Source organism: Dendrosporobacter sp. 1207_IL3150, assembly GCF_036763085.1.
Lineage (GTDB): Bacteria > Bacillota > Negativicutes > DSM-1736 > Dendrosporobacteraceae > JBAIYU01.
Window position 1 is genome coordinate 130,789 of record NZ_JBAIYU010000017.1, and the last position, 14,778, is coordinate 145,566.

Annotated in this window: 14 protein-coding genes; 13 read left to right on the forward strand and 1 reads right to left on the reverse strand. The window is 38.6% G+C overall.

The features are described 5' to 3' along the window. Positions 1-121 precede the first annotated feature (121 nt). The 3 genes from V6C17_RS09690 (at position 122) to sigK (ending at position 2,393) form a co-directional block, all read left to right on the forward strand. The gene (locus V6C17_RS09690; protein WP_333522366.1) at positions 122-688 is read left to right on the forward strand and encodes an HD domain-containing protein; all 567 of its coding nucleotides are present in this window, start codon (positions 122-124) and stop codon (positions 686-688) included. Between the two features lie 193 nt (positions 689-881). Continuing rightward, positions 882-1,466 carry a spore protease YyaC gene (yyaC, locus tag V6C17_RS09695; RefSeq protein ID WP_333522367.1) on the forward strand — a complete coding sequence of 195 codons (585 nt, stop codon included), beginning with the start codon at positions 882-884 and terminating at the stop codon, positions 1,464-1,466. A gap of 228 nt (positions 1,467-1,694) precedes the next feature. Further along, a complete protein-coding gene (gene sigK / locus V6C17_RS09700; protein WP_333522368.1) occupies positions 1,695-2,393 on the forward strand; it encodes an RNA polymerase sporulation sigma factor SigK in 699 nt (232 codons plus the stop codon). Positions 2,394-2,475: 82 nt separating this feature from the next. Here the strand turns inward: sigK and V6C17_RS09705 are convergent, their stop codons facing one another. Then, entirely contained in the window at positions 2,476-3,525 is a 1,050-nt protein-coding gene (locus V6C17_RS09705; RefSeq protein ID WP_333522369.1) for a nicotinate phosphoribosyltransferase, read from the reverse strand. A gap of 115 nt (positions 3,526-3,640) precedes the next feature. On the opposite strand from V6C17_RS09705, the gene folP reads away from it, so the two are divergent. The 10 genes from folP to codY all read left to right on the forward strand — a co-directional run bounded on the left by folP (position 3,641) and on the right by codY (position 14,649). Next, the gene (folP, locus tag V6C17_RS09710; protein ID WP_333522370.1) at positions 3,641-4,852 is read left to right on the forward strand and encodes a dihydropteroate synthase; all 1,212 of its coding nucleotides are present in this window, start codon (positions 3,641-3,643) and stop codon (positions 4,850-4,852) included. Then, the gene (gene folB, locus V6C17_RS09715; RefSeq protein ID WP_333522371.1) at positions 4,842-5,204 is read left to right on the forward strand and encodes a dihydroneopterin aldolase; all 363 of its coding nucleotides are present in this window, start codon (positions 4,842-4,844) and stop codon (positions 5,202-5,204) included. The genes folP and folB overlap by 11 nt, the downstream gene beginning before the upstream one ends. 1 nt (position 5,205) lies before the next feature. Continuing rightward, complete coding sequence (gene folK / locus V6C17_RS09720) at positions 5,206-5,694, forward strand: 2-amino-4-hydroxy-6-hydroxymethyldihydropteridine diphosphokinase (protein ID WP_333522372.1); 489 nt, start codon at positions 5,206-5,208, stop codon at positions 5,692-5,694. Between the two features lie 19 nt (positions 5,695-5,713). Then, positions 5,714-6,844, forward strand: coding sequence for an MGDG synthase family glycosyltransferase (locus tag V6C17_RS09725; RefSeq protein WP_333522373.1), 1,131 nt, complete (start codon positions 5,714-5,716; stop codon positions 6,842-6,844). Positions 6,845-6,916: 72 nt separating this feature from the next. Beyond that, positions 6,917-8,002, forward strand: coding sequence for a DNA-processing protein DprA (dprA, locus tag V6C17_RS09730; RefSeq protein WP_333522374.1), 1,086 nt, complete (start codon positions 6,917-6,919; stop codon positions 8,000-8,002). Further along, entirely contained in the window at positions 7,995-10,169 is a 2,175-nt protein-coding gene (gene topA, locus V6C17_RS09735; RefSeq protein WP_333522375.1) for a type I DNA topoisomerase, read from the forward strand. Before dprA ends, topA begins: the two co-directional genes overlap by 8 nt. A gap of 17 nt (positions 10,170-10,186) precedes the next feature. Next, positions 10,187-11,512 (forward strand): methylenetetrahydrofolate--tRNA-(uracil(54)-C(5))-methyltransferase (FADH(2)-oxidizing) TrmFO, encoded by a 1,326-nt coding sequence (trmFO, locus tag V6C17_RS09740; protein ID WP_333522376.1) that lies wholly within the window; start codon positions 10,187-10,189, stop codon positions 11,510-11,512. A gap of 329 nt (positions 11,513-11,841) precedes the next feature. After that, on the forward strand, positions 11,842-12,372 hold the full coding sequence (gene hslV / locus V6C17_RS09745; protein ID WP_333522377.1) for an ATP-dependent protease subunit HslV: 531 nt from the start codon (positions 11,842-11,844) through the stop codon (positions 12,370-12,372). 8 nt (positions 12,373-12,380) lie between these two features. Further along, complete coding sequence (gene hslU, locus V6C17_RS09750; protein ID WP_333522378.1) at positions 12,381-13,781, forward strand: ATP-dependent protease ATPase subunit HslU; 1,401 nt, start codon at positions 12,381-12,383, stop codon at positions 13,779-13,781. A 91-nt stretch (positions 13,782-13,872) separates the two neighbouring features. Then, a complete protein-coding gene (gene codY / locus V6C17_RS09755) occupies positions 13,873-14,649 on the forward strand; it encodes a GTP-sensing pleiotropic transcriptional regulator CodY (protein WP_333522379.1) in 777 nt (258 codons plus the stop codon). Positions 14,650-14,778 lie beyond the last annotated feature (129 nt).

Below are 14,778 nucleotides of genomic sequence, written 5' to 3' on the forward strand. Positions count from 1 at the left end.
AATGTATGCTTATTCTCGTTATTATAGAATTTTGTGGAATGGCTGTTTTTTTGGTATAATTTAGCATGGTAATAGTTGTAAGGTGGATTGTGTTTAAACTTATAATAGCGGAGGTTTCTTCATGGGAGAAATAAGAGACAAAGCTTGGCGCATACTCAAAAAACATGTTAGCAATGATTCCTTAATAAAACATTGTCTTGCAGTTGAAATTGCGATGGGTGCATATGCTGAGAAATTTGGCGAAAATCGAGAACATTGGGGTGCAGTAGGACTTCTTCACGATGTTGATTTTGAAAAATACCCAGAACACCATCCATATCATACTCGAGAGTTATTAGAAACTGAGGGTTATGACGAAGAATTTGTCAATAACATTGAATCGCATGATAGGAATTGGATGAGTGATAGAACACTTCTGCAAAAAACGTTACTAGCAGTTGATGAATTAACTGGATTTATCATTGCATGTGCTCTTGTAAGACCGGATAAAAGCCTTGATAATCTTGAAGTTAAATCTGTTATGAAAAAGATGAAGGATAAAGCTTTTGCTAAAGCAGTAAACCGAGAAACTATATATACTAGCGCTGAAGCAATGGGAGTAGATCTGAGAGAGCATATACAATTCGTAATCAAAGCCCTTTCTGATGCTGCTAAGCATCCAGATTATCAGGAAGTGCCGATTATATAAAAAGCGGTCCCTTTACACTAAGGTGTGTGAAGGGACCGCTTTTTATATAAGGAAATATTCTTCGATTTGCCTGATGAATCATAGTTTATTGTCATAATTGAAAAGTTAAAACATATATAAATAATAAGTGAACAATTATTATTTAAAAGGCAATTTGTATAAGGATATATGTACTTAGAAGAGGAGAGGTAAAATGGGGAAAAAAATTGCCGATAAACTAACAGTTAATCTGGCTGACTGCAAGGCTAAAATCAAATTGTACAACCATTTTTTAAAATTACTTGAGAGGCAAGAAAACTATTCGGCGCGTCCTTTAGTTCTACTTTGCATAGGGTCAGACCGTTATACGGGCGATTCATTAGGTCCGCTTGTCGGTAGTCAACTTGAGGAAGATACGGATGCTATTATACACGGCAGCCTAGATTATCCAGTTCATGCCGGCAATCTTGTAGAAATAATTGCGCATATTAATCATCAATATCATAATCCAATAGTTATTGCGATTGATGCATGCCTAGGGAAAAGTGATGAAATTGGAAATATAGAAATGTGGGAAGGTGGATTACATGCAGGCATTGCAGTAGGGAACAGATTGCCTTGTGTTGGGCATATTTCAATAGTTGGAGTAGTAAACTCAGGGGGGCAAATAGGTTATTTAGATTTACAAAGTACTCCTCTTTCTATCGTTATGAAACTAAGTAAGGTAATAGGCTGTTCGCTTTCTGAGGCAATTAATACAGTAAATCCAACAAGATCAGAAAAAGTACTGCTAGGGTGAGTTGTCAATCCGAAAACAGGCGATCCCATAGACAAAAAATAGTAACTAAGACAATCGAGAACAATAGCCCAATATCACCAATGTAATTTTCCATGCTAACTCTCCTTCGTGAAGGTTTTTTTGTTAGATAAGTCGTAGATATTTATTTTTAAAAAAATTGTTTTGACAGGCACAATGTTTCATGTACCGCCATAGAATGAATCACATATATGGCGGGGGTGATGGTTAGTGTCTTTTTTATTAGCCCTAGCGATGACAGTAATAAAAAGCATTTCGTTGCTTGTTGCCTACGTAACAAACAACACCTTTCCTTTACCGTTATCTGAAAAAGACGAACAAATTTATCTTGACAGACTTAAAAACGGCGATGAAAATGCAAAAAATGTTTTGATTGAGCGGAATTTGCGGTTAGTTGCTCATATTGTAAAAAAGTTCGATAATACCGGTGAAGATGTGGATGATTTAATCTCTATCGGTACTATTGGCTTAATTAAAGCTATTAATACATTTGATTTAGCTAAAAAGATTAGACTTGCTACATATGCGGCCCGATGCATTGAAAATGAAATATTGATGCATTTGCGCAGTACTCGTCGGATTCGTTCTGAGGTCAGTTTATATGATCCAATAGGGGTTGACAAAGAGGGCAATGAAATAACATTAATTGATGTTCTTGGAACAGCACCAGATGTTGTTGCCGAAGCTGTAGAAAATCAATGCGAACATGAGCGTCTTAACAAACAGATTGGACGCTTAAGTACTCGGGAAAAATGGGTATTGGAAATGCGTTTTGGTATGCCTGACGGAAGTAGAAAGACACAGCGTGATATAGCAAAAATGCTAGGGATTTCGCGTTCGTATGTATCGAGAATTGAAAAAAGGGCAATCGGTAAGCTAGGTAAGAATCTATCTGCTGAAGATTCTTAGGATAATTCGATGTTTACATATTATGATAGTCATTTAAGAACGTTATCTTATATAAGAATAACCGCCATATTGGCGGTTATTCTTATACTGTTTCAAGGCGCGGGTTGGGACGGTAATGCCGGCCAACTTTAGCGCAGTGCTTACCATCAACCATAACGACATCAGCAGTGAAGTTGATGTTGCTGTTAAAGATATTGCTGCCGACAGCATATACATCAACAGGGACCTGGTGGTGTTCAAACTCGCTAATTCGTTCTGGATTAAATCCTCCGGAAACCATGATCTTGACATGGGAAAATCCTGCGGAATCAAGTGCTTGTCGAACGTTTCTTACAAGTTGAGGATTTACACCAGTTGGCTTAAAGTTACCCATATCTGAAAGAACCGACGCATCAACCAAAGTGTCAGCAGTATCTAAGCGGACCGCTGATAGTTTACTTCCCAGTGCTCGGGCAACAGCTAGGCTTGTTCCGACACAGTCATTATTAAAGTCAACTAAAGCAACTCTATTAATGTTGCTATCGATATGCTTATCGAAGGCCAAGGTGGCTTTTAATGTATCGCCGTAATATGTTGCAATAAGTGCGTGGGGGATTGTTCCTGAGGATTTGGTGCCCCAGTACTCAGCGTTTGCTGGAGTTGATACACCGGATACGCCTCCGATGTAAGCAGCATATCCATCAGATAATTGTGTGGTAAAGTGATCGAAGCGTGAAGGAAAGAAGAGGACGGGCTTGCCATTCGCAGCGGCGACAGATTTCCTAACATTGGTTGCAATTTTGGTTTGGCGGGCAAGAATTCCTAAGTATACTGTCTCTAAGTGAGCATAATCTGCAAGATCACCCTCGATAGTTAAGACTGTTTCCCAAGGTTCTATGGTGTCCCCGTCATGCAACGCTTTTACAACGAGATTCTCTGGATTGTAAGCACACTTTTGTATTACGGCAATGACCTCATCTATTCCGCACAATATAGAATGCTGGCGTTGAAAGACCTGCATTAAGACGCGTGGATGATGATTATCTCTATTTAATATTTCCTGAGTACGCAGGAAATAGCTGTCACTGTAGAAACCGCTTTTGATTTCTTCCACAGGGATTCGAAAGCTGTCTGGCGAGCGGCGTGTTTTCATCTTAAAAGTCCTCCTAATATTCCGGTAATTTCCTTAAATGTTTATATAAATTTCCATTATGCATATTATTTATGATACAATAAAATCGTATTAAGCCGCAATAGGGAGGAAACAAATGAATTTTAACCCGCGCGTTATTGAGATCACTAATTTGAAGCAAGCGAACTATGAACTGCAGATTATAGACTGTGATCCGTCCGGGATTAATATAATGTCCCCTAAATCAATATTTAAGACAATCAAGTTGGAAAAAATCCCTGCACGAGAAGCTAATTTATTAAAACAAACATTTTTGGCGAAAGGCGGGGAAGTAGCTGTTGCTAGGGGTACAGCTAATCTAAGCATAGATTATACAGATGTGCTTATATGTGCAACTATCAAACAGTATAAACTAGCGGTCAACCAATTGAAACTACAGCCGTGGGGATTGCCGAGACTTGCTCAAGCGATTGAAAAAACACTCGAATATAATGAAGGTTTTCCAACAAGGACCTACGAATGGCCAGATAAAAAGTTAGCAATTACTCCTGGGCGAACTTTGATAATGGGAATATTAAATATTACACCAGATTCGTTTTCAGACGGAGGTAAATATAATGAGCGTGACTCGGCACTTAGACGAGTAGAGGAAATGATTAGTGATGGTGCCGATATCATTGATGTAGGAGCCGAATCGACTAGACCTTATGCGGGTTCTAAAAAAATAACTGCTGAGGAGGAATTAGAGCGGTTATTGCCAATAATAGAACATGTACTAGCTTATTCTAGTGTTCCAATTTCGATTGATACATATAAATCAATTGTTGCTCGTGAAGCGTTAAAGTTGGGAGCGCATATAATAAATGATGTCTGGGGACTGCAAAAAGATCCAGATATGGCAGCTGTCGCCGCTCAATTTAATGTTCCTACTATAATTATGCACAATCAGGAAGGAACTAGCTATCAACGCAATGTCATGTCTCATGTTTGCGAAGAATTAAGAAAGAGTATTGATATTGCTTTAGAAGCAGGTGTTGAAAGAGACAAGATTATAGTTGATCCAGGAATTGGGTTTGGGAAGAACTCTGAGCAAAACTTGGAAGTGATGTCCCAGCTTGAACAACTTAAGAATTTAGGATGTCCAATTTTATTGGCAGCTTCAAGAAAAAGGTTTATTGGAGATATCTTGGAATTACCTGTTAATGACAGGGTCGAGGGTACGGGTGCGACCGTTGCAGTAGGTATAGTAAAAGGATCTAATATCGTTAGAGTGCATGATGTTAAAGAAATGGCAAGAATTGCAAAAATGACGGATGCTATGTTGAGGAGTTTTAACAATGTCAGATAAAATATTACTTTCTAACTTAATGTTTTATGGCTTTCATGGAGTGTTTGAATATGAACGCGAACAAGGTCAGCGTTTCTATTTAGATATTGAATTAATGACTGATTTATCCTTAGCTGGAAAGACTGATAATCTAAATGATACAGTAGATTATACTAAAGTGTATGGCTGTGTTAAGGAAATTGTTGAAAATTATCGTTTTCAATTACTTGAAGCTCTCGCACATAAAATTGCGGATACAATTTTAGTGAGGAATTCAGTTATTCATGAAGTGAAGATAAGAATTAGAAAACCTGCTGTCCCGATACCGGGTCAAATTGATTTTGTGCAGATTGAAATAGTACGAGGAAGATAGAATGATTTTTTTAGGGCTTGGTTCAAATCTTGGCGATCGTGAAAAAAACATAATATCTGCTATTGACGAACTCGCAAAAAACAGCACTATTACAATAAAAAAAGTATCCTCACTATATGAGACAGAGCCATATGGCGTTATCGAACAGCAGGACTACCTTAATGCTGTAATTAGCATCGATACAAAACTTTCACCTTTCGAGTTGATCGATGAATGTCTGCGCATAGAAAAATTACTTGGAAGAGTACGAAATAAGAGATGGGAATCCCGCGTTATAGATATAGATTTACTGATATATCAGGATGCATTAATAAACTCTGAGAAATTGACGATTCCACACCCGCTTATGGACAAGCGTAATTTTGTGTTGGTTCCGTTGCAGGAGATTGCGGGGGATACTGTTATTCTTAACGGGTATACGGCTGCAGAACTACTAGAAAAAGTAGAAGATAGCTGCCGTGTTATTTTTTATAAAACGCTGGTTCTATAATGAACTCGGAGGGAAGAATATGGATAAACCAGCCAAAATACTTTTTCTAAGTGCTCCAATTGGATCAGGGCATATACGTGCAGCTAACGCAATTAATGATGCTATACTATGTTTAAGACCGGACGTAAATACACGGCTTATTAATGTATTTGACTTTTTCAGTAAGTCTATTGGAAACTTCCTTTTGAAGACTTACTTCAAAATACTTGATTTTTTTCCAAGTTTATATGGAATGATGTATGGAATGGGGAATACAAATAAGTTAGCACTAATAGGACGCGAAATAGTGAGCCGGTTTTTAGCAAATCGTATGTGTCGCTATATTCAGGATTACTCGCCTACTTTAATTATTTGTACTCATGCAACACCTGCTGGACTAATAGCTTATTTAATAAAGGAAAAAAGAATTGATATTCCAGCAGTCGCGGTTGTAACAGATTTTGTTATACATCGGTTATGGATATATGAAGATATCAGCTATTATTTTGTTGCATCCGAAGAACTTCGAAAATTTTTAGAGCAGTATGGAATTACGCGGTCAAATAGCAATGCCTCCGGAATTCCAATTGCAAGTTCATTTAGTGAGATGATTTGCACTGAAAAGCTCCGTGAAAAGTTGGACGTTCCTTCCGATATAAAGACAATTCTCCTAATGGGGGGCGGGGCAGGTGTTATGCCTATGGCTGAGATTCTAATCGCCTTAAATGAAATAATAACACCAATTCAAGTATTAGTAGTTACTGGAAGCAATAATAAGCTATATAAAAAGCTAGAATCAAATAAGGGCGGCTTTAAGTATAGAGTGAAAATATTCGGTTTTATTGATAATATCCATGAATTAATGGCAGTCTCTGATATACTTGTTTCAAAGCCTGGCGGTATGACGTCGTCGGAGGCTTTAAGCATGGGCCTTCCACTAGTTATTTATCGTCCTATTCCTGGACAGGAAGAAGCTAATACAAAATTCCTGATTGAAAAAAAAGCCGCTGTTCGAGCGGAATCAACAGAAGATCTTGTAAATGTGATTAATAGACTTTTCAAACAAGATGATAACAACCTGGCGGTGATGAGGGAGAATTCGGCTAAGTTGGGCCGACCAGAAGCTGCCCGTAGAATTGCTGAAACTATTATTAAAAAGTACTCGGTGTAGGCTGGTTTTGATGATTAGCAAACCTCTGATAATTTAGAGTGGTATTTTAAATCGAGGGCTGGCGGTGAGTAGATGGAAAAAATATTTTTAGCTGGGCTGCAGATGGTTCCTGGAATTGGGAACTCAAGGATAAAGAAACTCATTGATTACTTTGGCAGTGCCCAGCAGGCATGGCAGGCCAGCAAGCACGATTTATTGCTTTGTAAAAACATAGATGCAACAATCTGTAATAATTTAATTCTGCTTCGGGAAAAGATAGATATACTAAATTTAGCTGACAAGTGGTTTAAACAAGATATTAAACTTTGTCATATATCCGAAAGGGATTATCCTGGTTTACTGCGAAATGTTTACAATCCACCTGATTTGTTTTTCTATCGAGGAATACTGCCAAAGTCAGAGAAACTTATAGCAATAGTTGGCTCTAGACAGTCGACAGCCTATGGCAAAAATGCTGCGAATATGTTAGGCAGAGAATTAGCCGCCGCTGATATCTGTGTGGTAAGTGGAGCGGCCCGAGGTATTGATACAGCGGCACATAAAGGGGCTTTAACCACGGGGAAAACTATTGCAGTTTTAGGTTGTGGTGTTGATATCAGTTACCCTCCGGAGAACCGATATTTACTTGACCAAATATCGGATTGCGGGACGGTTATCTCCGAATATGCACCTGGAACAACTCCACATGCTGCCTTTTTTCCTGCTAGAAATAGGATAATAAGCGGGTTGTCAGCGGGGGTAGTTGTAGTTGAAGCTGCTGAAAGGAGCGGAGCATTAATAACTACTGAACATGCCTTAGATAATGGGCGGGACGTATTCGCAATACCTGGAAGTATATTTTCGGATGCAAGCAAAGGTGTCCATAAACTAATAAAGCAAGGCGCAAAGTTAATAGATAGCATTGATGACATTTTAGAGGAATATAACTGGGCATGTAAACAGAATGCGGGAGAATTGAGTTTATCTAAAGATGAAACAGTCATATATAATACCTTGAATTTTGACAATCCTTTGACGGTTGAAGAAATAGTTGTGAAAACTAATTTAACGATTCCTGTCATTTCATATATATTATTACAATTAGAACTACGTGGTTTAGTGGCAGAACACTGTCCGCAATACTACGTTCGCGCCATTAAGGGGGTATTGGGTGAGTAAAAATTTAGTAGTAGTTGAATCGCCTGCCAAAGCAAAGACTATTGAAAAGTTTTTGGGCAAGAATTATACTGTCAAAGCTTCAATGGGACACCTCAGAGATTTGCCGAAAAGTCAGTTTGGTATAGATATAGAGAATAATTTTTCGCCGAAATATATTAATATAAGAGGAAAGGGAGATGTAATTAAAAGCCTTAAAGATGCAGCTAAAACGGCGGATAAAGTATTTCTGGCTTCTGACCCGGACCGTGAAGGGGAAGCTATTGCGTGGCACTTGGCACATATCCTGAATTTATCGCCAGATAAGGCGTGTAGAATTGTATTTAACGAAATTACAAAACCTGCAATACAAAATGCAGTAAAAAGCCCTCGTCCAATTAATTCTGACCGTGTAGACGCTCAGCAGGCTAGACGGCTATTAGATAGAATTGTCGGATATCAACTAAGTCCTCTGCTTTGGCGGAAGGTTCGAAAAGGCCTAAGTGCCGGAAGAGTTCAGTCTGTTGCTGTTAAAATGATTTGTGACCGAGAAAAAGAGATACAAACTTTTATACCTGAGGAGTACTGGACAATAGCAGCAAAATTGCGCCAGAAGCCGAAAACACCACTTTTTGATGCTCAATTAGTGAGTGTGGATGGAAAGAAAAGTTATGTAAATAATGAAGAGCAATCTAATTTAATTAAATCGGAATTAGAGCAGTCGGAATTCCGGGTGAGTGATGTCAAAAAGAGAGAACGGAGAAGGAATCCATCACCACCTTTTATTACAAGCAGTCTGCAGCAGGACGCCTCACGCAAATTGGGTTTTACTTCTCGTAAAACAATGATGGTTGCCCAGCAACTTTATGAGGGACTTGAGATAGGCAGCTCTGGGCCAGTTGGCTTGATCACTTACATGAGAACTGACTCCACTCGTATATCCGAAGTCGCTCAACAAGAAGCGCGCAGCTATATAGCGGAGCGCTTTGGTCAAAACTACCTGCCAGAAAAACCACCTGTTTACTCAACAAAAAAATCTCAGGATGCGCATGAGGCAATTAGGCCGACAAGTGTTGATCTAAATCCGCAAGGTCTAGCCAATAGTTTATCGCGCGATCAGTTAAGACTGTATACTTTAATATGGGACCGCTTTATTGCCAGTCAAATGGCACCAGCGGTTTATGATACGATTACAGTAGAAATTGGTGCTGGAAGATATGGTTTAAGGTCAAACGGTTCAAAATTAAAATTTAAAGGGTTTATGGCTATTTATATAGAGGGAAAAGACGAACAAGAAAATGATAAAGACGTAACGCTTCCTGAATTGGAAGTAGGCGAAGTTCTAAAACTCCAAAAAATACTCCCGGTTCAACATTTTACTGAGCCGCCTCCGCGATATACTGAAGCTTCTTTAGTCAAAACGCTTGAAGAGAATGGCATTGGTCGGCCTAGTACTTATGCACCTATTATTGAAACAATATTAGAGCGCGGCTATGTAAACCGAGTTGACAAGAAGTTTCAACCTACTGAACTTGGTATCGTTGTAGTAGATTTATTAAAAGAATACTTTAATACGATAGTAGATGTTGAATTTACTGCAGCTATGGAAGATAGATTGGATGAAATCGCTGACGGTAAAGCTTCAGGGGTTGAATTGTTAAACGAGTTCTATCAGCCTTTTTCAAAAACCTTAGCAAACGCGGAAGAGCAGATCGGTCAGGTAGAACTTCCTGTTGAGATATCTGATGTACCATGTGAAAACTGTGGTAAATTTATGGTTGTAAAACAGGGGCGCTATGGCAAGTTTCTTGCTTGCCCAGGTTTTCCCGAATGTCGCAATACAAAAGCAATATTAAAAGATACTGGTGTTAAGTGCCCCAAATGCGAAGGAAATATAGTGGAACGTCGTACTAAACGCGGTAAGAATTTCTACGGCTGCAAAAATTACCCAGAATGTGATTTTGTTACTTGGGATATTCCTCAAAAAGAAGCATGCCAAAGCTGTGGAAACTTACTTTTACGTCATAACTACAAAAACGGCCGATTTATACTATACTGCAATAATGAAGGATGCCCCACCAGGGAGAATAGTCCGATAAACAAAGAACTTAAGAAAAAGGAAAAAAAAGCTGACAGCAGTAAACCTGGCAAAACAGCTAAAACTAAAAAAGGCAAAAAGAAAAATAATTGAAATAATCGGGGGAAATAATGTCTAAAGTAACTGTCGTTGGTGCTGGCTTAGCTGGCAGTGAAGCTGCTTGGCAGATCGCACAAGCTGGAATTAATGTTGACTTAATTGAAATGAGACCGGGTGTTATGACGCCTGCGCATCACACGGGTGGCTTTGGTGAACTTGTATGTAGCAATTCGTTACGCGGCGCGGCGCTAGAAAATGCTGTAGGCTTACTTAAAGAGGAAATGCGAAAATTAGATTCGTTAATAATGAAGGCAGCGGATGCGACGAGAGTTCCTGCTGGTGGTGCACTAGCTGTTGATCGAACTTCATTTAGTAATTATATTACAGAGAGTCTTAAGAACCATCCAAATGTGCAAATTGTAAATAAAGAACTTACCGATATTCCTAGTAGTGAACTTATTATTATTGCAAGTGGTCCGCTGACTTCACCATCGCTCGCCGAAAAGATAGCGAAATTAACGAGCCAGGAATATTTATATTTTTACGATGCTGCTGCACCAATTATTTCTGGAGACTCGCTGGATATGAATAAAATATATAGGGCATCGCGTTATGGGAAAGGTGACGATGATTATCTGAATTGTCCAATGACCAAGGAAGAATATGACTTATTTTGGAATGAATTGGTTAATGCTGAAAAAACGGAACTAAAACACTTTGAAAAGGCAATTTTCTTTGAAGGTTGTATGCCTGTGGAAGAGATGGCTTCGCGGGGTGTTGATACATTGCGTTTTGGACCACTAAAGCCAGTTGGCTTGAAGCATCCTGTAACTGGAGAAATGCCGTATGCAGTAGTTCAACTTCGGCAGGATAACTCGGCTGCAACGCTGTATAATATTGTTGGATTTCAGACTCATCTAAAATGGCCGGAGCAAAGCAGAGTGTTTAGGTTAATTCCAGGTCTGGAAAAAGCCGAGTTTGTTCGATATGGAGTAATGCATCGCAATACATTTATTAACTCGCCACGAATATTACGCCCAACATTACAAATGGAATCTGATTCTAGAATTATGTTTGCAGGACAAATAACCGGTGTCGAGGGATATGTTGAATCTGCTGCAAGTGGTCTAGTGGCAGGAATTAATGCAGCGTTAGCTTTGAAAGGCCAAGATGCAGTTGTGTTTCCTGAGGATACAGCTCATGGGGCTTTATGCCATTATATTACAAGCGCTGATTCAAAGAACTTTCAACCCATGAATATTAATTTTGGTTTATTACCCCCGCTTGGTCAGAAGATAAGGGATAAAAAACTTAAAAATAAGATGATTGGGGAAAGAGCATTAGAAAGTTTAGAAAATTTCAAATCTACCTTCGACAAAATATTGCATAAATTGTAGTGCTGTGATAATATAAATAAATAAATTGATTATTTACTAAATTTACTAAAGTGGGCTACTTTTGGTAATGAAAGAGTTAAACGTGATTTGATTTTAAATAAAAATGCTTCACCACACAGTGTTGTGAACTATCGGCAAAAAACGAGCGTTGTCGAATTTGTCTATTGCATCGTGTGTGTGAGGTTCTTTTTTATCTATCTTTCTAAATTTTTAAATAAATGTTAATTTCAACTCAATGCTCGTAAGGCTTGTGTCGCCGAGAAGTGTCGGTACCGTGTTTTGAATATAAAAATAGAATTTAGCACTTGTTTTAATAAGGAGGTGGCTGAATGTTTCATGCTACAACAATAGTAGCTGTAAAGCATAACGGACAAACGGCTATAGCTGGTGACGGCCAAGTAACTTTTGGCGGTAATACCGTAATGAAACATAATGCCAAAAAGGTCCGAAGGCTATATCATGGCAAGGTGCTAGCTGGTTTTGCTGGTTCAGTAGCAGACGCATTCACTCTATTTAGTAAATTTGAATCGAAACTTGAAGAATTCAATGGCAATTTAATGCGTTCAGCAGTAGAACTGGCAAAAGAATGGCGAACAGATCGGGTTTTACGTAAGCTCGAAGCACTTTTGATCGTAACAGATAACGAAAAGATGCTAATTATTTCGGGTAATGGTGAAGTAATTGAGCCTGATGATGGTGTAACTGCGATTGGATCTGGTGGGGCTTATGCGCTGGCCGCTGCTAGGGGGCTTGTAAAACATTCTACTTTATCCGCCGCAGGTATAGCTAAAGAGGCGCTCGAAATAGCAGCGGATATTTGTGTTTATACAAATCATCATATTTCCGTAGAGGAACTTTGAAGAGGGGGATGAAGTTGAACGAACTGACACCCAAACAAATTGTCAGCGAATTAAACAAATATATTGTTGGTCAGGGTCAAGCGAAAAAGTCAGTAGCAGTAGCACTAAGAAATCGTTGGCGAAGTAAGCAACTTTCTTCCGAACTCAAAGAAGAGATTATCCCTAAAAACATTCTGATGATTGGTCCAACTGGTGTTGGTAAGACAGAAATTGCTCGGCGGTTAGCTAAATTAGTCAATGCTCCTTTTGTTAAAGTTGAGGCAACAAAATTTACTGAGGTTGGCTATGTTGGTCGAGACGTTGAATCCATGGTAAGGGATCTTGTCGAAACATCGATAAGGATGGTTAAACAGGAAAAAATGTCCGAGGTAACTGACAAGGCTGGTAAATTGGCAAACGAACGCATTATTGAGCATTTCATTCCTTCTTTAAAACGCGAAACGCCGCGAAATCCTTTTGAAATTTTGTTTTCTGGAAATACAAATACCGGACAGGTGATCGCAGAAGAAACTAAGCAAGAACCTGAGTTTAACGCTGGTCGTGAATGGTGGAAAAAAAGACTAGATAACGGCGAGTTAGAAGAAGAACTCATTGAGATATCCGTGGAAGATAATTCTAATCCTATGGTTGGAATGTTTGCTGGTTCTGGAGTTGAAGAAATGGGTATGAACATCCAGGATATGTTAGGTAGTTTTTTACCTAAAAAGCAAAAGAAACGTAAAGTTACAGTGGCGAATGCTAGGAAAATTTTCATTCAAGAAGAAGCTCAGAAGCTTATTGATATGGACGAAGTTATTGCGAGCGCGATAAACTTAGCCGAAAACTATGGTATTATTTTCTTGGATGAAATAGATAAGGTCGCTGGGCGCGGTAATTCATCGGGACCTGATGTATCGCGAGAAGGAGTTCAGCGTGATATATTGCCCATCGTAGAAGGATCTACCGTTGTTACAAAGCATGGACCGATAAAGACAGATCATGTTTTGTTTATTGCAGCAGGTGCTTTTCACATTTCCAAGCCTTCAGACTTAATTCCAGAACTGCAAGGTAGATTTCCGATAAGAGTAGAATTGACAAATCTTTCTAAAGCTGATTTTAGGCAGATCTTAACTGAGCCGGCGAATGCCTTGCTAAAACAGTATATATGCCTACTGGAAACTGAAGGTATAAAAATTAAATTTACAGAGGATGCTATTGATGAATTAGCAGAAATTGCATGCCGCGTAAATTCTCAAACGGAAAATATTGGAGCTAGAAGACTGCATACTATTTTGGAAAAACTTTTGGAAGATCTAGCGTTTGAAGCTCCAGATATAGGTGAAAAAAACATTGAAATTAACCGAGAATATGTCGATTCGAAATTAGCACATATTGTGATAAATCAAGATTTAAGTCACTTTATTTTATAGACCGTATTTAGTTGACTAGGTTTAAAGATTAATCCTTGTTCGATAAAATTTATAATTATTATTTAAGTAGTTGAAAGGTAGGTCGAATGTAGTGTTATCAATGCTGGAACGTACTCGTAAAATAAATAAACTGCTGCAAAAGTCCGAAAATGTTGAATATGATGAAATTTCACGTGTGCTTAGTACTGTCATTAATGCGAATGTTTATATAGTAAGTAAAGATGGTAAAGTGCTAGGTTTTGCCCTCTTGGATGATTTTGAATGCGATTTGATGAGAGATAGGGTGTTATCACAAGGTAATTTCCCAGAGCGATATGTGGAATGGCTGCTAAAAATTAGTGATACTTCTCCTAACTTAAGACTTGAAAGCGGGTTATGCACTTTCAGTCAAGGTACAGAATGTATGTTTAATGATAAATTCACAACAATTGTACCCATACATGGTGTTGGTGAGCGAATAGGTACATTGATTGTCGCTAAATTTCATGCCGAGTTCACTGATGATGATCTAATATTAGCAGAATATGGTGCAACCGTAGTTGGTATGGAAATACTTCGTGATAGAAGTGAAAAAATCGAGGAAGAGGCGCGTAAGAAGGCTACAGTTCAGGTTGCACTGGGGACGCTGTCATATTCAGAACTTGAAGCTGTTATGCATATTTTAAGTGAACTAGAAGGTAATGAAGGGTTGCTAGTTGCTAGCAAAATCGCAGACAGGGTTGGTATTACTCGCTCTGTTATAGTAAATGCACTCCGTAAGTTTGAGAGTGCTGGAGTAATAGAATCTAAGTCCCTAGGTATGAAAGGTACATATATAAAGGTCTTAAATGAACGATTACTCGAAGAACTAAAGAAGTTAAAGAAATAATAGCAAATGAAAATTACGCCGTTCAGACATCTGTTCGGAGTAATTTTTTTTTTTGCTCTGAATATAGGTAAAGCGTTGTGTTGTACGACAGAACCAGCTTTTACTGAAAAGAGAACAACTCGTGTGGTA

Bases quoted from the DNA above. Each gene is read 5' to 3' on its own strand.
- folB (WP_333522371.1), top strand. From the start codon at position 4,842: ATGTCAGATAAAATATTACTTTCTAACTTAATGTTTTATGGCTTTCAT.
- V6C17_RS09690 (WP_333522366.1), top strand. From the start codon at position 122: ATGGGAGAAATAAGAGACAAAGCTTGGCGCATACTCAAAAAACATGTT.
- folK (WP_333522372.1), top strand. From the start codon at position 5,206: ATGATTTTTTTAGGGCTTGGTTCAAATCTTGGCGATCGTGAAAAAAAC.
- V6C17_RS09725 (WP_333522373.1), top strand. From the start codon at position 5,714: ATGGATAAACCAGCCAAAATACTTTTTCTAAGTGCTCCAATTGGATCA.
- trmFO (WP_333522376.1), top strand. From the start codon at position 10,187: ATGTCTAAAGTAACTGTCGTTGGTGCTGGCTTAGCTGGCAGTGAAGCT.
- folP (WP_333522370.1), top strand. From the start codon at position 3,641: ATGAATTTTAACCCGCGCGTTATTGAGATCACTAATTTGAAGCAAGCG.
- hslV (WP_333522377.1), top strand. From the start codon at position 11,842: ATGTTTCATGCTACAACAATAGTAGCTGTAAAGCATAACGGACAAACG.
- hslU (WP_333522378.1), top strand. From the start codon at position 12,381: ATGAAGTTGAACGAACTGACACCCAAACAAATTGTCAGCGAATTAAAC.
- yyaC (WP_333522367.1), top strand. From the start codon at position 882: ATGGGGAAAAAAATTGCCGATAAACTAACAGTTAATCTGGCTGACTGC.
- dprA (WP_333522374.1), top strand. From the start codon at position 6,917: ATGGAAAAAATATTTTTAGCTGGGCTGCAGATGGTTCCTGGAATTGGG.
- V6C17_RS09705 (WP_333522369.1), bottom strand. From the start codon at position 3,525: ATGAAAACACGCCGCTCGCCAGACAGCTTTCGAATCCCTGTGGAAGAA.